Raw genomic sequence first — 26,584 nt, 5'->3', positions numbered from 1 at the left:
CCGTGGTGATTTTAAGAAATAAAACCAATCAGTTATCAGGATGGCGGCTAAACAAAACTCAACGCGATTTCATTCTTAGCCTGTATGAAATCGATCAAGAGAAGAAGTGAATAATCGTCGCGATTATTCGCTGTAAAAGCCGGTGTCTGCTGATACCGGGCGTGATTATGGAAACTGCGGGATCTCGATAACATGAATAATATCTCAGTAACCCCAAAAGGTGGGACCGTTGCTTCTGAGCTGAGTGGAAATCAAGTTAATTTGACCGCTCCGAGTTTGGTGAAGCTGCATCTTAATCAGTCTGATATTAAGTCTTTCACACGCAATGGTAATGATTTAGTCGTCACCACGAAGTCTGGTGAAGTGGTTGTTATTCATAATTTTTATAGCCCGAATGGCGATAGCGATCTGGTTCTGCAGGACGATCGCGGCGCCATGTGGTGGGTTGAAGATCCCGGTACAGAAGGTTTCCAGTACGTTTCAATCGACAGCACCGAAGGGCTGTTAGCGGAAAACACCACCAATAACGGCACCATTGCCGCCTTTGGTATCGGTGGTGCGGCGCTGGCGGGCTTAGGTGCGCTGTTTGCCGGTTCAGGTGGTGGTGGCGGTAATGCCTCGCCGACCAATCCCGATGACGGTAACAACGGCGGCAATCCCACCAACCCAACTAATCCTACCAACCCAACCAATCCCACCGATCCCGGTGAAAACGACACTACGCCGCCAACCGCCATCACGGATTTGGTGATCAACGACGCCGTAGGTCCGTATCAGGGCGCGATTGGCGCGGGTGCCATTACCGATGACAACACGCCAACTCTGAGCGGCACCGCTGAAGCGGGCGCAATTGTCAGCATTTACGATGGCAGCACGCTGCTCGGCACCGTGACCGTTGGCGCCGACGGAAGCTGGAGCTTTACCACGCCAGTGCTGGCGGAGGGTCAGCATAGTTTGACCGCTACCGTCACCGACGCGGCGGGGAACACCAGCCCAGCGACCAATCCGGTGGATTTCACCGTGGATACCGTGGCGCCAGCGACCGTTAGTGGCCTGAGCGTTATTAACAACAGCGGTTCGACTGCGCAGCCCATACCTAACGGCGGCGCGACCAAAGACACCACGCCAGTGCTGAGCGGAACCGCCGAAGCGGGCTCAATTATCACTATCCGCGATGGCGATACGGTGCTCGGCAGTGTCATGGTGGGCAGCAACGGCACATGGAGCTTTACCAGCCCAACGCTGGGCGAGGGCAGCCATACGCTGAGCATCACCGCCACCGATGCGGCGGGCAACGTCAGCACGCCAGCGACCATCACCTTCACCGTGGATACGCAAGCGCCAGCAGCAGTCATCGACCTGCAGGTTAACGATAATTCAGGCGGCAGCGGCGGCACCGTAACTAACGGCGGGACAACCGATGACAATACGCCGACGCTTACCGGCAGCGGTGAAGTGGGCGCGATCGTCAGCGTTTATGATGGGCAAACGCTGCTTGGTACGGCGGTGGTGGGTTCCGATGGCAGCTGGAGTTACACCACCAGCGCCCTGAGTAATGGCAGCCACAGCCTGACTGTGACCGTGACCGATGCGGCTGGCAACGTCAGCGCGCCATCAGCCCCTTATGAAATCACCGTGCAGGCCGCTATTCCGCCTGCCACAACGTCGCTGGAAATCACCGATGACTCCGGCAACACGCTGGTGCAGCTCAGCAACGGCGCCAGCACTCAGGATAACACGCCAACGCTGAGCGGCCTGGCGACGGCGGGTGCGCTGATCACGCTGTATAACGGCACCACGGTGCTGGGTAGCGTGGTTGCGGGCAGCGATGGTCAGTGGACCTTTACCCCAACTGTGTTGGCTGACGGTGCCTACGCGCTGCACGCCACCGTCGATAACAACGCGGGCAGCGTGACGCAAACGCCAACTATCACCATCACGGTGGATACCGTCGCACCTGCTGCGGCCGGTGGCGTAACGCTGAGCGATAACGATGGCAGCACGCTACAACCGATTGCCGCCGGTGGCGCGACCAATAACACCACGCCGGTGCTGAGCGGCACCGCTGAACCGGGTAGCACCGTCATCGTGCGTGATGGCGATAGCGTGCTCGGCACGGCAATCGTGGGCAGCAATGGGTCATGGAGCTTCACTGCGCCGACCTTAACCGAAGGCGGTCACAGCCTGACCGCCACGGTCACCGATGCGGCAGGTAATGTGGGTCCAACCTCGACGCCGATCGCCTTCACCGTGGATACTCAGGCACCTGCGGGTGCCAGCAATGTGGTGATCAGCGATAACGTCGGTGCTGCAACCGGCCCAATCACCGCGGGCGGCACCACCGACGACAGCACACCCACGCTATCCGGTAACGGTGAAGCCAACGCCATCGTCAAAATTTATGATGGCAACACGCTGCTCGGCAGCGTCACCGTTGGCAACGACGGTACCTGGAGCATTACCACGCCAACGTTGAGCAACGGTAGCCATTCGCTCAGCGTTACGGTGACCGATGCGGCAGGTAACGTCAGCCCGGCGACAACCGGTGTTAGCTTCACCGTCAACGCTGGCGTACCGCCAACCACCAGCACGCTGGAAATCACCGATGACAGCGGCAGCACACTTCGCCTGTTGCCAGAAGGTTCCAGCACGCAGGACACCACGCCAACCTTGAGCGGTCAGGCCTCGGCGGGCGCGCTTATCGAGTTATATAACGGCACCACGCTGCTCGGCAGCACCGTCGCGGGTGTGGATGGGCAATGGAGCTTTACGCCAGCTACCGCGCTGGCTGACGGGACTTATGCCTTCCACGCCACGGCCACTGATACTAATGGCAATGTGACCGATTCCGGCACCCTCAACATCACTATTGATCACACTGCGCCGGCAGCGGCTGGCGACTTGCAATTGAGCGATAACAGCGGCAGCACCGTGGTACCCATTGCCTCTGGCGGCACCAGCAATGACAACACGCCAACCTTGAGCGGCACCGCAGAACCGGGCAGCACCGTTACCGTGCTGGATGGCACCAACGTGCTCGGCAGCGTAACGGTGGGCAGCGACGGCAGCTGGAGCTTCACCTCGCCAACCCTGAGTGACGGCAACCACAGCCTGACCACCACCGTCACCGATCCGGCCGGCAACACCGGTCCGGCGTCGCCAGCCGTTACTTTAACAGTGGATACCACGCCGCCAGCCGTTATTGCCGATCTGGTGATCGAAGATAGCGTCGGCGCGGTACAAGGACCGTTGACGTCCGGCGATACTACCGATGACCGCGCACCAACCCTGAGCGGCACCGGCGAGCCGAATGCCACCATCAGTATTTACGATGGCACCACGCTGCTGGGTAACACTACCGTGGACACCGACGGCACATGGCGTTTCACCACGCCAGCGTTGAGCAATGGCAGCCATACCCTCACCGTCACCGCCACGGACAGCGCCGGTAACGTCGGCCCAGCCAGTCCGCCGATTGTGATCAACGTTGATGCGGCTATTCCGCCAGCCACATCGTCGCTGGAAGTGACGGATGAAAACGGCAATACCGTGGGTCAGCTGACTGACGGCGGCAGCACCAACAATGACAGCCCGGTATTAACCGGTTTGGCGGGGCCCGGCAATATCATAACCCTGTATGACGGCACCACCGTGCTGGGCAGCACCACGGCGGGCAGTAACGGTCAGTGGATTTTCTATGTCACCGGTTTAGGCAATGGTCCGCATGCGTTGCACGGCACCATTACCGATGCCAACGGCAACGCCACTGATACCGCAACCATTAACATCACCGTCGATACTATTGCGCCCGATGCCGCAACCGGCGTGGAACTCACCAACGATGCGGGCAGCATTACGCAGCCAGTTACCGCTGGCGGTGCCAGCAATGACGCGACACCAGTCTTAAGCGGCAGCGCGGAAGCGGGCAGCACCGTCACTATACTCGATGGCACCACCGTGTTGGGTACCGTGACGGTCGGCAGCGACGGTAACTGGAGCTTTACCACACCGACGCTGGCGGAGGGCAATCACAGCCTGAGCACCACCGTGACCGATGCGGCGGGCAATGTTAGCCCGGCGACCACACCGATCGCCTTCAGCGTAGACACCACCGCGCCAGCGCCGGTCAGCGGTTTGGTGGTAAACGATAACGTCGGCGGCAGCACCGGTTCGTTGACTTCGGGCACCCTCACCGACGACAGCACGCCAACTTTGAGCGGCACCGCCGAAGCGGGATCGGTGGTGCGCGTCTATGACGGCACCACGCTGCTGGGCTCAGCGACAGCGGGCAGCGACGGTAGCTGGAGCTTCACGCCAGATGCCGCGCTGACTAACGGCCAACACAGCCTGACCACCACCGTCACCGATGCGGCAGGCAATGTAAGCCCGTCGTCGCCGGTATTTACCCTCAATGTCGATGCTGGCGTTCCGGCGACCAGCAGCCTGCTGGTGGTGACCGACGACAGCGGCAGCACGCTGGTTGAACTGCCAAACAACTCCAGCACTAACGACACCACGCCGATTCTTAGCGGCCAGGCGGGCGCGGGCGATCTGATCACGCTGTATAACGGCACCACCCTCATTGGCAGCACGGTCGCGGGTAGCGATGGGCAGTGGAACTTCACGCCTGCGGCGCTGGCCGATGCCACTTACGCTTTCCATGCGGTCGCCACTAACGCGACGACCGGCGTGGAGACCGATTCGCCAACCATCAACATCACCATTGATACCGTGGTGCCGACCGCGCCAACCGGCGTGGCTCTGGAAGATGGTGCGGGTGTGCCGATCCCGGAAGGCAGCAGCACCAACACCAACACGCCAACCTTGAGCGGCAGCGGTGAAATTGGCAGCACAGTGACCATCTCGGATGGCACCACCGTGCTCGGCACCACCACGGTGGGCAACGATGGCAGCTGGAGTTACACCACGCCACCGCTGAGCGATGGCGATCATAGCCTGACCTCAACCGTTACCGATGCCGCCGGTAATACCGGCCCGGCTTCTACGCCGGTGACGGTGACCATCGATACCCAGCCGCCTGCCGCAGCGGGCAATGTGCAGTTCACCAACGATGATGGCACACCGCTGGCTTCAGGTAGCACTACCGGCGACACCACGCCAACCCTGAACGGCACCGCCGAACCGGGCAGCACTGTGACGGTGAGCGATGGCACTACGGTGCTGGGCACCGCAATCACCGGCATCGACGGCAACTGGAGCTTTACACCAACCGATCCGCTGAGTGAAGGGCAGCACAATCTCACCACCACCGTCACCGATACGGCCGGTAACGTCGGCCCTGCGTCGTCGGTGGTGATTGTGATTGTGGATACCACGCCACCGGCAGCGGCGACCGATTTGCAACTGAGCAACGATGGCAGCGGCACGCTGGTGCCGGTCGCGGATGGCGGCACCACCAACGATGTTACGCCGGTGTTGAGCGGTCGTGCGGAACCGGGCAGCGTCGTGACGGTGTCTGATGGCAGCACGGCGTTGGGTTCGGTGACCGTCGGCAACGATGGCAACTGGAGCTTTACCTCTCCGGTGCTCGGCGATGGTTCACACAGCCTGACCACCACCGTGACCGATGCGGCGGGCAATACCGGCGCGGCCAGCGCGCCATTGACCTTCACCATCGATACCACGGCACCGCCAGCACCGGGCGGTGTGCAGCTGAGTAACGACAGCAGCGGCACGTCTGTTCCTATTCCCTCTGGTGCGGCAACCAATGATGCAACGCCAGTATTGAGCGGCACCGCAGCGGCGGGCAGCACCATTACCGTTTCTGATGGCGCTACCGTACTCGGTACCGTCACCGTTGACAGCGGCGGAACATGGAGCTTCACCACGCCAGCGCTGAACGAGGGCAATCACAGCCTGACCGCCACCGTTACCAGTCCGGCGGGCAACACCGGTGCGCCCTCTGCGCCCATTGTGGTCACCGTGGATATCACGCCACCTGCGGCGGCAACGGGTCTGCAACTCAGCAACAATGAAGGAGCGACGCCGGTACCGATTGCTGCGGGAGGCACCACTAATGACACCACACCTGCGCTGAGCGGCATCGCAGAAGCGGGCAGCATCGTCACGGTGAGTGATGGCACTACCGTGATCGGCAGCGCAGCCGTTGGCAGCGATGGCAGCTGGAGCGTGATCCCAACCGCACCGTTGACGGCGGGAGAGCACACGCTTACTGCGACCGTCACCGATCCGGCCGGTAACGTTGGCCCGGCATCGGCCCCCATCGTCGTCAATATCGACACCGCCCAACCGCCAGTCGCAGCTGACCTTGAGCTGAACAATGACAACGGCGGCACGCCAGTTCCGATTACGTCCGGCGGCGCGACCAATGACACCACGCCGGTGCTCAGCGGTAGCGCAGCGGCGGGCAGCACAGTGACCGTACTGGATGGCACCACCGTGCTCGGCACCGTTGTGGTTGGTAGCGGCGGCAGCTGGAGCTTCAGTACGCCGGCGTTGAGCGAAGGCGCGCACAGCCTGACCACCACCGTCACCAGCGCATCGGGTAACGTTAGCGATCCGTCTGCGCCGATTAACTTCACCGTGGATACGCAGCCACCGGCAACCTCAACCGGTCTGCAACTGAGTAACGACGGCGGTACGGCGATTGCCGCTGGCGGTATCACCAACGACAGCACGCCCGTGTTGCGCGGCAGCGCCGAAGCGGGCAGCACCGTCACCGTACTGGATGGCACCACCGTGCTGGGCACCGCCACGGCGGACATCGACGGCAACTGGAGCTTTACGCCAACGATCGCGCTGGGCGAGGGCGCACACAGCCTGACCACCACCGTCACCGATGCGGCGGGCAACAGCAGCGGCGCATCCACGCCGGTTACCTTTACCGTGGATACCACACCGCCAGCCGCCGCCACTGATCTGCAGCTCAGCAATAACAACAGCGGCACGGCGATTCCTGTTGATACCGGCGGTCGCACCAACGACACCACGCCAGTGTTGAGCGGCAGTGCCGAAGCGGGCAGCGTCGTCACCGTGCGTGATGGCACCGAGGTACTGGGCAGCACCACCGTCGGCACCGATGGCAAATGGAGCTTCACTCCGGCCAATCCGCTGGACGAGGGCGCGCACAGCCTGACCGCTACCGTCACCGATCCGGCCGGTAACGTCGGCCCGGCCTCTACGCCGTACGCGGTTACCATCGATATCACTGCGCCGCCAGCCGTGATTACGGTAGCACTCAGTAACGATCAGGGCAGCACGCCAACGCCAATCGTCTCGGGCGGAGCCACTAACGACACCACGCCGGTGCTGAGCGGTACCGCCGAGGCGGACAACATCATCATCGTGCGTGACGGCACCACCGTGCTGGGCTCGACGATTGTTGGCACCGATGGAACCTGGAGCTTCACTTCACCAGCGCTGAGCCAGGGCGCGCACAGCCTGACGGCAACCGTCACTGACGCCGCAGGCAACAGCAGCGCTCCGTCTACGGCAATCGCCTTTATCGTCGATACCGAGGCACCGAATGCGGCGACAGGGCTGCAACTGAGCAATGATTCCGGCCAAACGCCGGTACCGATTGCTGCAGGCGGCGCCACCAACGACACCACACCAGTGTTGAGCGGCAGCGCTGAAGCAGGCAGCATCGTGATTGTTTCTGACGGCAGCAACGTGCTGGGCTCGGTTGTGGTCGACAGCGGCGGCAGCTGGAGCTTCACTTCGCCGGAGCTGGGCGAAGGCGATCACAGCCTGACCACCACGGTGACCGATGCTGCAGGTAACGTCAGTTCGCCGTCCGCGGCCCTGAACTTCAGCATTGATACCACGCCGCCAGTGGCGCCGGGCGCGATCGCGCTGAACAACAACAACGGCAGTTCGCCGGTTACGATTGCTGCAGGCAGCACCACCAACGATGCCACACCGGCGATCAGCGGTACCGCTGCAGCCGGCAGCACCGTGACCGTGCTGGATGGCGCTACCGTGCTGGGCACCGCGATTGTTGGCAGTAACGGACAGTGGAGCTTCACCACGCCAACGCTGGGTGAAGGTGGGCACAGCCTGACGGCGACCGTCACCGATCCTGCGGGTAACGTCGGTCCTGCCTCCGCAGCCATTGCCTTTAACGTTGATACCGTTGCGCCTGTTGCGGCAACCGGACTGGTGCTGAACAACGACAACGGCGGTTCGCCGGTGCCGATTGCTAACAACGGCACCACCAACGACAACACACCAGAGTTGAGCGGTACCGCAGAAGCCAACAGCATTGTGATTGTGTCTGACGGCACCACCGTGCTGGGCAGCGCCGTCGCCGATGCGCAGGGCGCCTGGAGCTTCTCACCCAATCTGACCGATGGCACGCACAACCTGAGCGTGACGGTGCGTGACGCCGCAGGTAACACCGGACCGGCAAGCAGCACCATCACCGTCACCGTAGATACCGTGGCACCGCCAGCGGCGACCGGCCTGACGCTGACCAACGATATTGGTACACCCGTTAGCATTCCGAACGGCGGGCTCACCAACGACAGCACACCGGTGCTGAGCGGTTCTGGACAAGCGGGCAGCATCATCACCGTATCCGATCAGAACGGCGTGTTGGGATCCACCACCGTCGGGGCGGGCGGAACCTGGACCTTCACGCCGGCGAGCGCGCTGGCGGATGGAACCCATACCTTTAGCGTCACGGCCAGCGATGCGGCAGGAAACGTCAGTGCGCCGAGCACCATTGGCGTCGTGATTGATGCCACACCGCCAGCGGCAGCGCTGAACGTGGTGGCCAGTAATGATGAAGGCACGTCGCCGGTGGCTATCACCAACGGCGGCTTCACCAACGACAACACGCCATTCCTCACCGGTACCGCCGAAGCGGGCAGCACGGTGATTATCCGTGACGGCACAACCATCATCGGTAGCGCTTCGGTGGGCAGCAACGGTCAGTGGAGCTTCACCTCACCCACGCTGGATGAGGGCGCGCACAGCCTGAGCACCACCGTGGTGGATGCGGCGGGCAACGTGAGTACAGCGTCAGCGGCGATTGATTTCACCGTCGACAGCGTGGTTCCAGCGCCAGCCACGCTGGTGGTGAACAATGACAACGGCGGGACGCCCGTACTGGTGCCGAACGGCGCCACCACCAGCGACAACACGCCGTTGCTGAGTGGCACAGCGGAAGCGGGCAGCCTGGTCACTCTTTATGATGGCACCACCGTTATCGGCTCGACCACCGCAACGGCGGGCGGAACCTGGAGCTTCAGCTCACCGACCTTAACTGAGGGTTCGCATACGCTGACCGCCACCGTAACCGACGAGGTCGGCAACGTCAGTTCGCCATCCTCGACCTTTACCGTGGTGGTGGATGCCACCGCACCGCAACCGGCTGACGATCTGCTGCTGCAAAATAACAATGGTGGCTCACCGGTGACCATTGCCGATGGCGGCATTACCAATGACAGCACGCCAGCCATCAGCGGCACGGCGGAAGCCAACGCGATCGTTCGCGTCTATGACGGCACCACCTTAGTGGGTTCAGCCGTAGCAGGCAGCAACGGCGCATGGAGCATCACCACCAGCGCGCTGACGGATGCAACGCATACGCTGAATGTCACCGTGACCGATGCGGCGGGCAACGTGAGCGCCAATGCCTCGGTATCATTGACGGTGGACACCTCTACGCCGGCAGCGGTGTCGAGCTTTGCTATTTACAATAATGCGGCCACTACCACCGTGCAGGTGGCGGATGACGGTGACTCCAACGACAACACGCCTTTGCTGAGCGGAACCGGTGTAGCGGGCACCATCATCAACATCTACGAGGGCAGCGATCTTCTTGGCACCACCACGGTAGGCGACAACGGCGAGTGGCGCTTTGAAACTGCGGCTTTAGATGATGGCCAGCACAGCTTCACCGTTTCAGTCACCAACTCTGCGGGGACGACGGGCCCGGAAGCGATACCGATTACGATTAATATTGATACTGAGGCACCAGCGGCGGTCACCGATTTGGTGGTTAACGACAACGTCGGTGGTAGTACCGGCAACCTGGCGAATGGCGCAATCACCGATGACAACACACCGACATTAAGTGGCTCTGCCGCAACTGGCAGCGTGGTGTCTGTTTACGATGGCACGACATTGCTGGGTACAGTTACCGCCACTAATGGTGCGTGGACCTTTACCCCTGCGGCGCTCAGTAATGGCAGCCATACCTTTACCGTTACGGTCAAGGATCTGGCAGGAAATGTAGGCCCAGCGTCCTCTGAATTCACTATCGACATTGAAGCGGGTCTGCCACCTGCAACCACTACGCTACAAATCACCGATAACAGCGGTAGCACCCTGGTTGCTTTGGGCGATGGTGCAAACACCAAAGACAGCACGCCAGCCTTAAGCGGACTGACGACGGCGGGCAACATTGTCAGAATTTTCGACGGTGCAACTGAATTGGGAAGTGTCACCGCCGGTGCTGATGGGCAATGGACTTACACGCCAACAGCATTACTTGACGGTTCTCATGCACTTTCAGTTCTGGTAACGGATTCTGGCGGTAATGACGGGGTGCAATCGGATCCGATTACGATAACCATCGACACCATTGCCCCTGTCGCAGTCACCGACCTGGCCGCTGCGAATAACAACGGTGGCTCGCCCGTGCCGATTGCTAACAACGGATCGACCAACGACAGCACTCCGCAACTCACCGGCACCGCTGAAGCCAACGGCATTGTCACCATTTATGATGGCAACACCGTTATCGGCTCAACCACCGCTAATGATCTCGGCGCATGGAGCTTCACGTCGCCAACGCTGAGTCAGGGCGGACATGCGCTGAGCGTCACCGTGACGGATGCGGCGGGTAACGTCAGTCCACGCTCTGATGTTGTGAACCTCACGGTCGATACCGTGGCACCCAACGCTTCGACGCTGGTGGTCACCAACGACGTCACCAGCACAGTGGTGCCAAATGGCGGTTCGACCAACGACAACACGCCGACGCTGAGCGGTACCGCAGAAGTTGGCAGTGTGATCACCGTTTACGACGGTACGACCTTGCTCGGTTCGGTTGCTGCCGGAACAGGCGGAGCATGGAGCTTTATTTCACCGGTACTGGGCGAAGGCAGCCATTCGCTCACCGTTCGCGTAACAGATGCCGCCGGTAATACTAGCGCCGCATCCAGCACGGCAACGGTGGTCGTAGATACCGTCGTACCAACGGCGGTGAGCGGTTTGACTGCTGCCAACAACAACGGCAGTTCGCCGGTGACCATTGCTGCGGGGGGTAGCACCAATGACAACACGCCAGCACTGAGCGGTACGGCAGATGCGGGCAGCGTGGTGGTGATCCGTGATGGCACCGACGTTATCGGTTCTGTCACCGCAGGCAGCAACGGCGCATGGAGCTTCACGTCACCCACGCTGGCTGATGGTCTGCATACCCTGAACGTGACGGCGACCGATCTCGCCGGTAACGTCAGCCCGAATGCGGCGATCAGCTTCACTGTGACCACGGCAGCACCAACGCCAGTCACCGATCTGGTGGTTTCTGACAACGTAGGTGCAACACAAGGAGCACTCACCAGCGGTGCGGCGACCGATGACAACACGCCAACGCTGAGCGGTAATGCCACCGCTGGCAATATCGTGATTATCTCGGAAGGCACCACGGTGCTGGGTTCGGTGGTGGCGGGCAGCAATGGTGCGTGGAGCTTTACCACTGCCGCATTGAGCGACGGATCGCATCCGTTGAGCGTGACGGTGCGCGATGCAGCCGGTAACACCAGCGCGGCAACCAACTTCACGGTCAATGTCGATACGGTGGCGCCAGCCAACGCAACCTTGTTAATCACTAATGATCTCACCAGCACCACGGTGCCGAATGGCGGTTCAACCAACGACAGCACGCCAACGCTGAGCGGTACGGCAGAAGCGGGCAGCCGCGTATCGATCTACGATGGCAGCACGCTGCTCGGTACGGCGGTGGCAGGCAGCAACGGCGCATGGACCTTCACCACCGATGTGCTGACGCAAGGCGCTCATCCACTGAGCGTCACGGTCACCGATGCGGCGGGTAACGTCAGCGGCAGCACCTCGGCCACGGTGATTATCGATACCGTCGCGCCGGGGGCGGTGTCCGGTCTGGCCGCGGCCAACAACAACGGCAGTACGTCGGTGGCGATTGCCAATAACGGCAGCACCAATGACAACACGCCAGCGCTGAGCGGTACGGCAGACGCGGGCAGTCTGGTGATTATCCGCGATGGCACCTCGATTATCGGTTCTGTTACCGCAGGCACTAACGGCGCATGGAGCTTCACCACGCCAACGCTGGCGGAGGGGGCGCACACCTTCAACGTCACGGCGACGGATGCAGCGGGCAACGTCAGCCCGAACGCGACGCTTACCCTGACCGTGGATACCGTGGCACCTGCGCCCGTCACTAACCTGGTGATAAGCGATAATGTGGGCGGCATTCAGGGGCCGCTGGCGAACGGTGCGGTGACCGATGATGCCACACCAACGCTGAGCGGTACGGCGGAAGCGAATGCGATTGTCACCATTTACGACGGCACCACGGTGCTGGGTTCAGTGGTGGCCGGCGCGGGCGGTGCGTGGAACTTCACCACTGCCACGCTAGGCAACGGTGTGCATCCGCTGAGCGTAACGGTGAAAGATGCGGCGGGTAACACCAGTGCCGCCACCACGCCGGTTTCCATCACGGTAGACACCGTGGCGCCAGCGGCCTCAACGCTGGTGATCACCAATGACATCACCAGTAGCACGGTGCCGAGTGGTGGCTTCACCAACGACAACACCCCAACGCTGAGCGGCGTGGCGGAAGCGGGCAGCCGCGTGTCAATTTATGATGGCGCGACGTTGCTGGGGACGGCGATTGCGAATGGCACAGGCGCATGGACCTTTACCACCGGCGTGCTCACCACCGGCACGCATCCACTCAGCGTCACGGTCACCGACGCGGCCGGTAACGTCAGCGGTAGCACCTCGGCCTCGGTAACCATCGATACCACGCCGCCAGCGGCAGTCACCAATCTGGTGGCCGCTAACAATAACGGCAGTACGGCGGTGACCATTCCGAACAACGGCGTGACCAACGACAATACGCCGCTGTTGACCGGTTCCGGCGAGATTGGCGCGAAGATCAGCGTTTACGATGGCACCACGCTGCTGGGCACCACCACGGTGGGCAGCGGTGGCACATGGAGCTTCGTCTCGACGGCGCTGAGCAACGGTGTACATACGCTGAACGTCACGGCAACCGATGCGGCGGGTAACGTGAGCCCGAACGCCTCAACCACCCTGACGATTGATACCGTGGCGCCGAATCCGGTGACCAATCTGGTGATCAATGATGACGTCGGCACTATTCAGGGGCCGCTGGCGAACGGTGCCTTTACCGATGACGCCACGCCAACCCTGAGCGGCACGGCGGAAGCCAACGCGATTGTGACCATCTACGACGGTACTACCGTGATTGGCTCCACCACCGCCAATGGTTCAGGTGCATGGAGCTTCACCACCGCGACCCTGAGCAACGGTAGCCATCCGCTGAGCGTGACGGTGACCGATGCCGCGGGTAACACCAGTGCGGCATCGGCGACGGTTTCCATTACGGTGGATACCGTGGCTCCAGCGGCGTCAACGCTGGTGATCACCAATGATGTCACCAGTACCGTGGTGCCGAGCGGCGGTGCTACCAACGACACCACGCCAACGCTGAGCGGCGTGGCGGAAGCGGGCAGCCGTGTATCGATCTACGATGGTGGAACCTTGTTAGGCACGGCGATTGCGGGTAGCACTGGCGCATGGACCTTCACCACCGCCGCGCTCACGCAGGGCACGCATCCATTGAGCGTGACGGTAACGGACACGGCCGGTAACGTCAGCGGGACGACGTCGGCGTCGGTCATTATCGATACCACGCCGCCAGCGGCGGTCACCAACCTGGTTGCTGCCAATAACAACGGCAGCACGGCGGTGACCATTCCGAATAACGGCATCACCAACGACAGCACGCCGCTGCTGACCGGTAACGGCGAAGTCGGGGCACGGATCAGCGTGTACGACGGCACCACACTGCTGGGCACCACCACGGTGGGCAGCGGTGGCACATGGAGCTTCGTCTCGACTGCGCTGAGCAACGGCACCCATACGCTGAACGTGACGGCAACCGACGCGGCGGGCAACGTCAGCCCGAACGCCTCGACCACGCTGCGCATCGACACCGTGGCACCAACGGCCAGTACGCTCACCATTACCGATGACGCCGGCAGCACGCCGGTGACGCTGAACAATGGCGCGTACACCCGTGACACCACGCCAGTGCTGAACGGCACGGCGGAAGTGGGCGCGATTGTCACCATCTACGATGGCACCACCGCGCTGGGTTCAGTAACGGTTGGCGCCGGTGGCAGCTGGACTTACACCCCCAGCGCACTGGCGAACGGTGCGCATCCGTTGAGCGTAACGGTGACTGATTCGGCGGGTAACGTCAGCACCGGTAACACGGCGGTGACGGTGAACGTCGATACTGTGCCGCCTGCGGCGGTAAGTGGCCTGGCAATCAACGGTGCCGGTACCACGGTCACCGGTAGCGGTGAAGTGGGGGCAACGGTAACGGTACGTGATGCGGGCGGTAACGCGCTGGGTACAACGACGGTAGGCAGCGGCGGTTCATGGTCGGTGAGCCTGAGTACGGCGCAAACCACCGGTGCTTCGCTGTCGGTGATTCAGACTGACCGCGCAGGCAACGTATCGACCAGCACCCCGCTGACCGGTGCGATTCAAATCGTGGCAGCGAATGATGTCAACGAAGTGGATTACACCACCCAAATCGGCACCATCACCAATGCCAATACCAGTTCGACCAGCGTCGCATTGCTGAGCGTTAACCTCGGCAGCGTGCTGGGTGTGGGAGTATTGAGCAGCACTAACGCCTATATGTTTAACGTTGGCGCAGGGGATACGCGCACGGTGACATTACACGCCTCGGCCACCAGCCTGGCGGCGCTGACATCGACTTATACCTTGTACCTCTATCAACAGCAGGCGAACGGCACCTGGGCGCTGAAATCCAGCAACGCCAACTACATCACCACGGTTCTGACCATTGGTACACAAACCGGTGGCAACGTGACTTACAGCAACCTCGGTACAGGTAACTATGCGGTGCTGTTGGGCACCAGCACCGGTGTTGGCGTGTTGCCATCGACTACCGTCACCACCACGTCGGATATTACGACGCTGGCGTTGACCGTGGCGGCGACTGTCACCGGCAACCTGTTGACCAACGATACCAGCTCCGTCGCCGGTACGGTGCCGAACGGTACGGTGGTCACCCAGGTGACTGGCAATGCGATTGCGGCCACCGGTAACACGGTGATCACCAGCAGCTACGGTACGCTGACCATCGATTCGCACGGTAACTACACCTATACGCTGAAGGCGGGACTGGATGCCGATCTGGTGCCAGCCACCGACGTCTTCACCTATTCGGTGCGTGATGCCAGCGGCGCGGTGACCTCAGCCAGCCTGACGGTGAACCTGCACAACGGTGCATCCACCAGCACGCTGCTGGCGACCAACAGTCTGGTGGCCGAAGCCACCAATGACCATGACGCCAGCGGCAGCATCTACGGTTCAGCATCGGGCACGCACACCGGAACCTTGAGTATCACTAATGAACACGGCGATATCACCACGGTTCACAGCGTGGGTACGACGTCGATTGCCGGCGACTTTGGTGTGCTGAGTATTGCCGCCAACGGTAACTACACCTATTCACTGAATGCGGGTGTGGATGGACAATCCATTACCCATAAAGAGGTGTTCAGTTACACCCTGGCGGCGAGTGATGGCACCATCACCACGCAGTCGTTCACCATTGAGCTGCATCCAACCATCACAGGAACCACGGGGGCTGACACGCTAACCGGCGGTGCCTACGACGACACCATCACCAGCGGTGCCGGCGCAGATACGTTGGTGTATCACTTATTGGCGAGTGCGGATGCTACCGGCGGTAACGGTCACGATACCTGGACCGACTTCAATGTCGCGCAAGGCGACAAAATTGACGTCAGTAACTTGCTTATCGGCTGGAATGATTCCACAAGTAATATTAATGATTTCGTGAAAGTGGATCATACTTCAGATGGCAATACGGTGCTTTCCATTGACCGTGATGGTACCGGTACGGGTTACAGCACCACTCAGCTGATTACGCTGGAAGGCGTGAACGTTTCTCTGGAGGAGCTGCTGCAACAACCGCACCAAAACCACACGGCGTAATCGCTCTGTGATGCAGGGATGCAGTTAGGGCACAGGGATGTGCCCCTTTCTCTTTATTGACTGGTGGACTATCGATGGAACTGATGCACTCAGGCGCAACTTTTCGCCGTTCGTTTAAGCTCAGCGTTCTCTGTGCGGGCATGGCTTTACTTTACAGTTCTCCACTTTTAGCGGCCAGTGACGCGTTAACCCGGGCGGGGCACATCACCTCAGCAGGTTTAGCGCAACAGCAAGAACTGCCTTCATTAACCGGTGAAGTGGCGGAACCCGCCCTCGCCAACGTCCCCGACTTTCTCACCATCAACCAGGCGGTACAGCGCGCCATTCAGTGGCATCCCGATATCGCTCAGGCGGTGGGAAAAATGCTGGAGCAGGCCAATCAGGTTGATGTGGCGAAAGCCAAATACTATCCACAAATCAGTGCCGGCATGAACAACGGCTACAGCAATGCTTACAGCGAAAAGGGCTTCAGCCCGTCGTTTGTGCTGTCGGTTTCACAGATGTTATATGACTTTGGCAAGGTCAGCAGTTCGGTGCGTTCCGCCGAAGCGGGCGTGGCGCAGGAGCAGGCCAACGTGCTGGTGAGCATTGATACCGTGGCGCACGATACGGCTGCGGCGCTGGTGGAAGTGCAGGGTTATCAGCAACTGGTCAAAATTGCGCGTGAGCAGCTCACGGCGCTGAGTAAGATTGGCGATCTGGCGCGCCAGCGTAATGAAGAGGGCGCGGCGTCGCTTTCGGATGCCACCCAAACTGATGCGCGTATCGAAGGCGCGCGTACCACCCTAACGCAGTATCAAGCCAACCTCGACCGCTGGCGCGCCACGCTGGCAACCTATCTTGGCTGGCCGCTGGTGAAAAAGGTCAGCGACGATTTTCCCACCAAACTCACCCAGTCCTGTCAGGTGGCGAAAGCCGATGACAAGCTCAATCCGTCGGTGCTGGCGGCCTGGGCGCAGGCCAATCAGGCGCAGGCCAAACTCGATAATGCTAACGCGCAAAACATGCCAACCATCTCGCTGGAACCGCAGGTGACGCATTATCTCAATAATCACTACTCCGGCAGCGAATCGCTGGATCGCACCCAATATTCGGCGTTTGTGAAAGTGGAAATGCCGCTCTATCAGGGCGGCGGCATCACCGCCAGCCGGGACGCGGCCGCCAATGCATTGCAGGCCGCCAATGCGGCCGTCAACTCGGCGCGGCTTAAAGCGCGTCAGCAGCTAAGCGAGTCGCAGAACGCGTCGCAAAGCCTGGCGCTCAGCCTGGCGATCATGGGACGGCAACAGACGCTGGGCGAGAAAACCCAGTCGCTCTATCAGGATCAGTATCTGCAACTCGGCACCCGTCCGCTGCTGGACGTGCTCAACGCCGAGCAGGAAGTGTTCCAGACCCGTTTCACATTGCAGCAAACCATCAGCCAGTTACGCTCACTGCAGCTCGATTGTCTCTACAGCACCGGGCATATGCGGTCGGCGTTTGCTTTGAATAATCAGCGGATCCAGTCCGTGGAGATCCAGCCATGACGCAATTACAGATTCCCGACGCGCCTGATAGCGCGTCCGGGGGAAACGCGCCCTTACACGGATGGGCCACCGCAATCATCCTGATCGCCAGCCATTATCGCTTGCCCTGTTCGCCGGGCATGATCATGGCCGCTGCCGAATGGCAGGGCAAACAGTCGCGCGATAAAGCGTTACGCCATCTGGCGCGCCAGGCCGGTTTATCGCTGCAATTATATGAAGAGAATAAGTGGGAGATCACCAGTTGGCGCTTACCGCTAGCAATCGAGCTGGCCGACGGTCAGGTGGGCGTTATCACCCAGTTTGATGGCGACGATGACGTGCGGGTGCATTTTGCCGGTGATGAACAGCCCGCACCGATTGCGCTGGAGACGTTGCTGCCGGAAATCCGCTTTGCCGCCGCGCTGCGTCCGGTTACCGCCGCCAAAGATAGCCGCGTCGATCGCTATCTCGCCACGGTAAAACCGGATTGGCTGCGCCGTCTGGTGCTGCACGATCTGCGGCCGTATGGCTACGTGATGCTCGGATCCTTCCTGATTAACCTGCTGGCGCTGGTCGGCATTATCTTCTCAATGCAGGTGTACGATCGGGTGATTCCGGCGCAGTCCTATCCCACGCTGTATGTGCTGTATATCGGCGTGATCATCTCGGTGGTGTTCACTTATATTCTGCGCGTTGGGCGCGATCACGTGACCGATCTGCTGGGCAAGCGTGCCGATATGCGCGTCTCCGATCGGGTATTTGGTCACGCGCTGCGGCTGCGTAACAGCGCGGTGCCGCGCTCGACCGGCACCTTTATCTCGCAGTTGCGCGAGCTAGAGGCGATCCGCGAAATGGTCACGTCCACCACGGTCACCTCGATTGTCGATATGCCGTTCTTCCTGCTGTTCATGCTGGTGATGGCGATTATCGCGCCGCAACTGGCGTGGATTGCGCCGGTGGCGGTGCTGCTGATGATCCTGCCAGGCGTGCTGAGCCAGAAGAAGCTGGCGAAGCTGGCGCAGCAGAACCTGAAAGAGTCGACGCTGCGAAATGCGGTGCTGGTGGAGAGCGTGCAAGGGCTGGAAGATATCAAGCTGATGCAGGCGGAAGATCGCTTCCTGCAACAGTGGAACAGCTACATTCGCATTACCGCGCAATCCGGCGTGGAGATGCGCAAAGTGATGCACTCGCTGATTACCTGGGGCGTGACGGTGCAGGGTTTGGTATACGCCAGCGTGATTGTGATCGGTGCGCCGATGGTAATCAACGGCGATATTACCACCGGTGCGATTGTGGCGGCGTCGCTGCTCTCCTCGCGCATGATTGCGCCGATGGCCACGCTGTGTGGCGTGCTGGCGCGCTGGCAGCAGGTGAAGGCGGCGAAAGGCAGCCTCGATGCGCTGATGAATTTGCCGGTGGAAAACAGCAAAGACGAAACGCGGATCCACACGCCGGTACTGTTTGGTCACTACCAGTTCACCGACGCAATGTTCCGTTACTACACCGATTCGATGAACATCGCGCTGCGCATTAAAAGCCTGACCATCAAACCGGGCGAGCGCATTGCGGTACTGGGACGTAACGGTTCGGGCAAATCGACCTTGCTGCAGGCGATGATTGGCGGCATCGATCTGGTCGGCGGTGAACTGCGGCTGGATAACCTTAGCCTGCCGCACATTGATGTGGCCGATGTGCGGCGTAACGTTGGCCTGCTAACGCAAAATGCGCGGCTGTTCCACGGCACGCTGCGCGAGAATCTCACCATGGGCGCGGCGCACGCCACCGATGATGCCATCTTTGGCGCGCTCACCGTCAGCGGCGGCGCAGATTTCATTCGTCGTCTGCCACTCGGCCTCGACCATCCGATCATGGAAGGCGGCGTTGGGCTTTCGGGCGGACAGCGTCAGTCGCTGCTGCTGGCGCGTATGCTGCTGCGCGATCCCAACATCATCCTGCTGGATGAACCGACGGCGGCGCTCGACGATCACACCGAGAAAGAGTTTATCGAACGTCTCGGTCAGTGGCTCAACGGGCGCACCTTGATCGTGGCGACGCACCGTGCGGCGATCCTCGCGCTAGTGGATCGTGTGCTGGTGCTGAAAGAGGGACAACTGGTGATGGACAGCCCGAAAGAGAACGCCTTGCCGGCACCGCGTGCTAACGGCAGCCTGCCGGAGGCGCAATCATGATCAAACAATTACCGGCAAAACTGCGCTTAGTGACGGCGGCAGAAGTGGATTCTTCCGACGATCTGCTCGGCGAGCTGCGATCAGAAACCCATTACACCGGCGCAGTGCGGCTGATCGTCATCAGCACCGCACTGATCCTCGTTACGGTGATCTGGGCCTGGTTTGGCGTGCTGGATGAAGTCTCAACCGGCACCGGCAAAGTGATCCCCAGCTCGCGCGATCAGGTGCTGCAATCGCTGGAAGGCGGCATCCTCACCGAGCTGTATGTGCACGAAGGCGATCAGGTGCAGGCCGGGCAAGTGGTGGCGCGCCTCGATGCCACGCGCTCGCAATCCAACGTCGGCGAAAGTGCGGCACGCTATCGTGCGGCATTGGCTGCCGCCGCGCGTCTCAATGCGGAAGTGAACGATCAGCCGCTGAGTTTCCCGGCAGAGTTGAATGAGTTCCCCGATCTGATGGCGTCAGAAACGCGGCTGTATAAAACCCGCCGCGCACAGCTCACGGATGCGACTGCGCAGTTTAAAGAGTCGCTGGCGCTGGCTAACCGCGAGCTGGCCATCACGCAGCGTCTGGCCAAAACCGGTGCCGCCAGTAGCGTGGAAGTGCTGCGTTTGCAGCGCGATAAATCAGATCTGGAGCTGAAACTCACCGATATGCGTTCGCAATATTACGTGCAGGCGCGTGAGGAGCTGGCGAAAGCCAACGCCGAAGCCGACAGCATGGCGCAAGTGGTGAAAGGGCGTGAAGACACGGTGACGCGACTGACCATCCGTTCGCCGATGCGCGGCATCGTAAAAAACATCAAAGTCTCCACCGTGGGCGGCGTGGTCCCACCGAATGGCGAGCTGATGAACATTGTGCCGATGAACGATCGTCTGCTGATTGAAGCGCGTTTGTCACCGCGCGATATCGCCTTTATCCGTCCCGGCCAGCGGGCGGTGGTGAAGATCTCGGCGTATGACTACGCCATTTATGGCGGCCTGAACGGCGTGGTGGAGAGCATCTCGCCAGATACCATTCAGGATGAGGTGAAACCGGAAATTTACTATTACCGCGTGTTTATCCGCACCGATAACGACTACGTGCAGAATAAAGCCGGTAAGCGCTTCTCCATCAGTCCCGGCATGGTTTCTACCGTGGATATCAAGACCGGTGAGAAGACGGTGATGGATTATCTGATTAAGCCGTTTAACAAAGCGCAAGAGGCGATGCGCGAACGCTGATTGGAACGGTATAACGCGTTAGTTTAAAACCGCTGTTTTCCTCAGGAAACGGCGGTTTTTTATTTGGGTGATTGATGAGGGCACCATGAAGTTTTGGTAACTATTACACGAACCGTTAAATATCAAATCCCGCACTTATATAATTAATTACAGCAAGAAATGTCTTGAGCTGGCTTGTTATTAGAGAAAAGGGTTTCCCGAAGTGAACGATAACAAGCCGTTTCTCAAAGGCGCTAAGTGCGCTTAACGCTAAGCTGAGCGCTTTGATACGTTACGCACATGAAATTATGAACAAATCAATGTGGTTTTATTTTCGAGCGCGGGAAGACGGACGCGGTACTTTTCTTTAATACGCTGCAATTCGTCACCAAAAAACATCACGAAATATTGGATTTTCCTCGAGGGGCGGCAGGGTTATTAATGCGCAGAGCCGCAGGCCGAACCTCAATGATGTGCTACGGCACGCTTATGAATATTTGATGATTGCTCCATGTTAATAAAAGAGAATTCCACCTTATCAAAATTTGAAAAAAGATTAGGCGTTGTTTCTTTCGCCAATCTTAAACGGCACCTCGGAAAAGCGATCATTTTTCTCCCAATGACGTTGCTGATTATTTATCTGGCAATATTCAGTCAGCCGCGTTTTGTGAGCGAATCCAAAGTCGCGATTAAACGCTCAGATGATCTTGCCAGCAATAGCGTGAATTTTGGCTTGTTGTTAGGGGCGATTAATCCCAGTTCGGTGGAAGATGCACTCTACTTAAAGGAGTACATCAATTCGCCGGATATGCTGGCAGTGCTAGATAAACAACTTAATTTCCGTCAAGCCTTCAGCCAAAGCGGGCTGGATTTCTTGCACCATCTGTCTCCTGATGAAACTGCCGAAAAATTCCTGCGTTATTATCGTGAACGTCTCAGCGTAACGTATGACGATAAAGCGGGATTGCTGGCTATTCGCACGCAAGGCTTTACGCCGGACTTTGCCCTTAACTTTAATAAAGCGGTGCTGAAAGAGTCCGAACGCTTCATTAATGAGTTGTCGCACCGTATTGCGCGTGATCAGCTGACCTTTGCGGAAAAGGAGATGGAAAAGTCCCGCTCACGCCTGAATAACAGTAAATCCGAGCTGCTGGCGTATCAGAACAGCAACAATGTGCTGGATCCTGAAGCGCAAGCGTTAGCAGCCAGTTCACTGGTTAACACGCTGATGGGGCAGAAGATCCAGATGGAAGCGGAGCTGCGTACTCTGCTGACCTATCTGCGTGATGACGCTGCGCAAGTTGTCAGCGTACGTAACGCCATTGCCTCGATGCAGGCGCAGATCGATAACGAGAAAGGCAAAATCACCGCGCCGCAGGGCGACAAACTTAACCGCATGGCGGTGGAGTTTGAAGAGATTAGATCGCGTGTCACCTTTGATAATGAGCTTTACAAGCTTGCGCTGACCTCTATCGAAAAAACACGCGTGGAAGCCGCTCGCAAACTGAAAGTGCTTTCGGTGATCAGTTCACCGCAGCAGCCGCAAGAGTCCACTTTCCCCAACATTCCGTATTTGATCGCCTGCTGGTTGCTGGTGTGCTGCTTAATGTTTGGCACCCTGAAACTGTTATTGGCAGTGATTGAAGATCATCGGGATTAATGCTGTCGCAGAATGAGTCTGTTATGAAAATTTTAAAATCATTTGTAATGATCGCAGCTTGCTTCACTGCGCAGGCCAATGCGGCCTTAAATATTAATTCTGATGCAAACTTAACCGGCGTTAAAACACAATCTTTGCTCAATTCGGCACCGGTAAATATCAGCAGCAATAACAGCGGATTTGATGATACGCCTGTGCCAGTTGCACCTGTGGTACTTAGCCGTATGTTTGGTGCCCAGCTGTTTAATGGCAATAGCGGAGAGAACGGGGCAAGCGTAGGTTTCAATCCCGGCTATATCCTGAATCCAGGAGATAGCATTCAGGTGCGTTTATGGGGCGCATTTACTTTTGACGGCGCGTTGCAGGTTGATCCCAAAGGCAACATTTTCCTGCCAAATGTGGGGCCGGTAAAAGTTGCTGGCATCAGTAACAGCCAGCTAAACGCGTTAATTACCAGCAAAGTGAAGCAGGTCTACCAAGCCAACGTCAGTGTGTATGCATCGCTATTACAGGCACAGCCTGTGAAAGTCTACGTCACCGGGTTTGTCCACAGCCCGGGTTTATATGGCGGCGTGACGTCGGATTCCCTATTGAACTATTTGATTAAAGCAGGCGGCGTTGATCCTGAACGTGGAAGTTACGTCGATATTGCAGTGAAACGTGGCAATAAAGTGCGATCCAATATCAACCTGTATGATTTTTTGCTTAACGGTAAATTGGGATTATCACAATTTGCCGACGGCGACACCATTGTGGTCGGGCCGCGTCAGCATACGTTCAATGTGCAAGGCGATGTATTTAATAGCTATAACTTTGAATTTCGCAATAGCACTATTCCTGTCACCGAAGCTTTGAGCTGGGCGCGAGTCAAACCGGGTGCGACGCATATTACTATTGTGCGCCAGCAAGGTTTAGCAAAGCGCAGCGAATATTATCCAATTCGCGAGGCGACCGGCCGCTTCCTGCAAGATGGTGACAGACTGATTGTGAGCACCGATCGCTATGCCAGCACGATTCAGGTCCGCGTTGAAGGCGCACACTCAGGTGAACACGCGATGGTACTGCCTTACGGATCCAACATGCAGGCGGTGTTGAAGCAGATTCGACCTAATAGTATGTCGCAGATGAGTGCCATCAAGCTGTATCGTCCCTCCGTGGCCTCCCGCCAGAAAGAGATGATGAACCTGGCGTTGCAGAAGTTAGAGGAAGCCTCGCTTTCTGCGCAATCATCCACCAAGGAGGAGGCTGGTCTTCGCTTCCAGGAAGCGCAATTGGTCAGCCGATTTGTGGCGAAAGCGCGTCAGGTCGTGCCAAAAGGTGAAGTCATTCTGAACGAGAAAAACCTCGCGGCCACCCTGCTGGAAGATGGTGATGTGATTAGCATTCCTCAGAAAACCTCACTGGTGCTGGTACATGGTGAAGTGCTGTTCCCGAATGCAGTGAGTTGGGAGAAAGGCTTACGCGCGAAAGATTACATCGCCAAAAGTGGTGGCTTTACGCAGAAGTCCGGCAATGCGCGCGTCATCGTTATTCGCCAGAACGGCGCGGCTGAAGACGCGGAAGATGTCGGTGCGCTGAATCCAGGTGATGAGTTAATGGTGCTGCCGAAGTATGAATCGAAGAGCATCGAAGTGACGCGCGGCATTTCCACCATCCTGTATCAATTAGCCGTTGCGGCGAAAGTGGTTCTTACGCTGTAAGGTTCATCGTGATGATTGGTATATTCTCTTCGGGCATCTGGCGAATTCCATTTTTGCGTAATTTCCTGGCCCAGCCGTGCCAGAAATTATCGCTGCAACGGCCTGTCGCCGATGCAGTGACCACCATTGCAGTGTGGGGATATCGTCCCAATACACGTCAGCCGGTGGCGTGGGCGCGTGGTGTAGGAAAATCAGTGCTGCGACTGGAAGATGGCTATATCCGCTCGCTGGATCTTGGCGTTAATGGCGCGCCACCTTTTTCACTGGTGCTGGATAGATTGGGGATCTATTACGATGCTAACCGGCCCAGCGAGTTAGAGAAGATGATCCAGGAAAGAGCAGTTAATCAACGGCTTGCCGATGACGCCAAACGAGCAATGAGCATCATCGTTGAGCAAGATTTATCGAAATATAATCAGGCCCCGCCTTTTATTGCAGGAGCATGTGCAACCAGCAATGTGGTATTGGTTATTGACCAAACGCTAGGTGACATGTCCGTAACCTATGGCAATGCGGGGCCGAATAATTTTGACCTGATGTTAGAGGCGGCGATACGGGAAAATCCTGGTGCCGTGGTGTGGATAAAGGTCCATCCGGACGTACTACAAGGCAAGAAGTCGGGATATTACCACTCCTTCCAATCCACGCATCGCATACATCTCATGGCTGATGATGTGAGCCCACAATCTCTGTTGCGGCATGTCTCACGTGTCTATGTCATGACTTCGCAGTATGGATTTGAAGCATTGATGGCAGGTAAACCTGTGACGTGCTTTGGCCAACCCTGGTATGCCGGTTGGGGATTGACCGACGATCGCCATCCACAAGCTAAGCAGCTAAGTGAACGGCGTGGTAACGCTACGCTTGAGCAACTGTTTGCGGCGGCCTACTTGCGCTATAGCCGCTATATCCACCCGTTGACCGGCGAGCCCGCAACGCTGTTTGATGTTTTGCATTGGATCCAATTGCAACGCAACTATCAGCTACCACGTATCGGACACCTTTGGGCGCCGGGTCTATCGATGTGGAAATACACTATCCTTAAACCGTTTTTGCGTACCGCTACCAATACGTTGAGTTTTTCAAAAAGTAATAAGCTGGCTACCGCGTGTGTGGTATGGGGAATTGCTGGCGAGCAGCGTTGGTTGGAAAAAGCGCAAGCCCAACAATTACCTGTTTGGCGGATGGAAGATGGTTTTTTACGCTCTTCAGGCCTGGGTTCAGATCTTATGCCGCCGTTATCCTTGGTATTGGATAAACGTGGTATTTATTACGATGCCACGCGACCCAGTGATTTAGAGATGTTGCTCAATGAAAGTGAATTAACCGATGCTCAATGTTCGCGGGCGAGGAAGGTTCATCATCGGCTCGTAAATAACAGAATCAGTAAATACAATCTTGGCGTTGATTTTATTTTGCCAGCCGATTCAAAAGGGAAACGTGTATTATTAGTGCCAGGCCAGGTAGAAAATGATGCATCTATTCAGACCAGCACCTTTACAATCTGTACTAATCGGGATTTGTTACGAACCGTACGGGAGCGTAATCCTGCGGCATACATTATTTACAAGCCACATCCAGATGTAGTAGTAGGCAACCGCAAAGGGCATATTACTGATAGAGAAATTAATCAATATGCTGATTATCAGGCGCTGGATGCAGACATTATTCAATGTATTCAGGTTTCCAATGAAGTACATACCATGACATCGCTTTCAGGATTCGAAGCTTTATTGCATGGCAAACGCGTGTACTGCTACGGCATGCCATTCTATGCTGGATGGGGATTAACATATGACGAGCATGATTGTTTCCGCCGTGTGAAACAGTTAGGCCTTTACGATTTGATCTATCAAGCATTAATTGCCTATCCAACTTATATTCATCCGTTACGACTGGATGCTATTTCAGTCGAAGAAGCCATTGAAATTCTCATCAACACACCACGAGCAAATATGGTGATTGATAAAAATTGGCGAGACAGACTTATGCGGATGGGAAAAAAGTTATCAATGTTTATTAAGGTTAAGTTAGCATTTTAAAC

At 58.1% G+C, this 26,584-nt stretch carries 7 protein-coding genes; all 7 read left to right on the top strand.

The window, feature by feature from the left end; genetic code table 11:
* Window positions 1-192: 192 nt before the first annotated feature.
* The 7 genes from ACFQW4_RS20400 (at window position 193) to ACFQW4_RS20370 (ending at window position 26,582) form a co-directional block, all read left to right on the top strand.
* Window positions 193-16,284: an Ig-like domain-containing protein gene (locus ACFQW4_RS20400; protein ID WP_377727078.1), complete on the top strand. Its 16,092-nt coding sequence runs from the start codon at window positions 193-195 to the stop codon at window positions 16,282-16,284.
* Window positions 16,285-16,358: 74 nt separating this feature from the next.
* Window positions 16,359-17,810, top strand: coding sequence for a TolC family outer membrane protein (locus tag ACFQW4_RS20395; protein ID WP_277974069.1), 1,452 nt, complete (start codon window positions 16,359-16,361; stop codon window positions 17,808-17,810).
* Window positions 17,807-19,978 carry a type I secretion system permease/ATPase gene (locus ACFQW4_RS20390; RefSeq protein WP_377727074.1) on the top strand — a complete coding sequence of 724 codons (2,172 nt, stop codon included), beginning with the start codon at window positions 17,807-17,809 and terminating at the stop codon, window positions 19,976-19,978. Before ACFQW4_RS20395 ends, ACFQW4_RS20390 begins: the two co-directional genes overlap by 4 nt.
* Window positions 19,975-21,201 carry an HlyD family type I secretion periplasmic adaptor subunit gene (locus tag ACFQW4_RS20385; RefSeq protein ID WP_377727071.1) on the top strand — a complete coding sequence of 409 codons (1,227 nt, stop codon included), beginning with the start codon at window positions 19,975-19,977 and terminating at the stop codon, window positions 21,199-21,201. Before ACFQW4_RS20390 ends, ACFQW4_RS20385 begins: the two co-directional genes overlap by 4 nt.
* Before the next feature lie 490 nt (window positions 21,202-21,691).
* Window positions 21,692-22,840 carry a capsule biosynthesis protein gene (locus ACFQW4_RS20380; RefSeq protein WP_377727068.1) on the top strand — a complete coding sequence of 383 codons (1,149 nt, stop codon included), beginning with the start codon at window positions 21,692-21,694 and terminating at the stop codon, window positions 22,838-22,840.
* 23 nt (window positions 22,841-22,863) lie between these two features.
* Entirely contained in the window at window positions 22,864-24,540 is a 1,677-nt protein-coding gene (locus tag ACFQW4_RS20375) for a polysaccharide biosynthesis/export family protein (RefSeq protein ID WP_350261075.1), read from the top strand.
* Between the two features lie 11 nt (window positions 24,541-24,551).
* The gene (locus ACFQW4_RS20370; protein WP_377727065.1) at window positions 24,552-26,582 is read left to right on the top strand and encodes a capsular polysaccharide biosynthesis protein; all 2,031 of its coding nucleotides are present in this window, start codon (window positions 24,552-24,554) and stop codon (window positions 26,580-26,582) included.
* Window positions 26,583-26,584: the final 2 nt, after the last annotated feature.

Origin of the sequence: Pantoea sp. GCM10028869 (assembly GCF_042666835.1) — a bacterium.
In the GTDB taxonomy this organism is placed as follows: domain Bacteria; phylum Pseudomonadota; class Gammaproteobacteria; order Enterobacterales; family Enterobacteriaceae; genus Pantoea; species Pantoea leporis.
The sequence above is the reverse complement of the archived record's forward strand: the minus strand, read 5'-3'. Positions and strand labels throughout refer to the sequence as shown.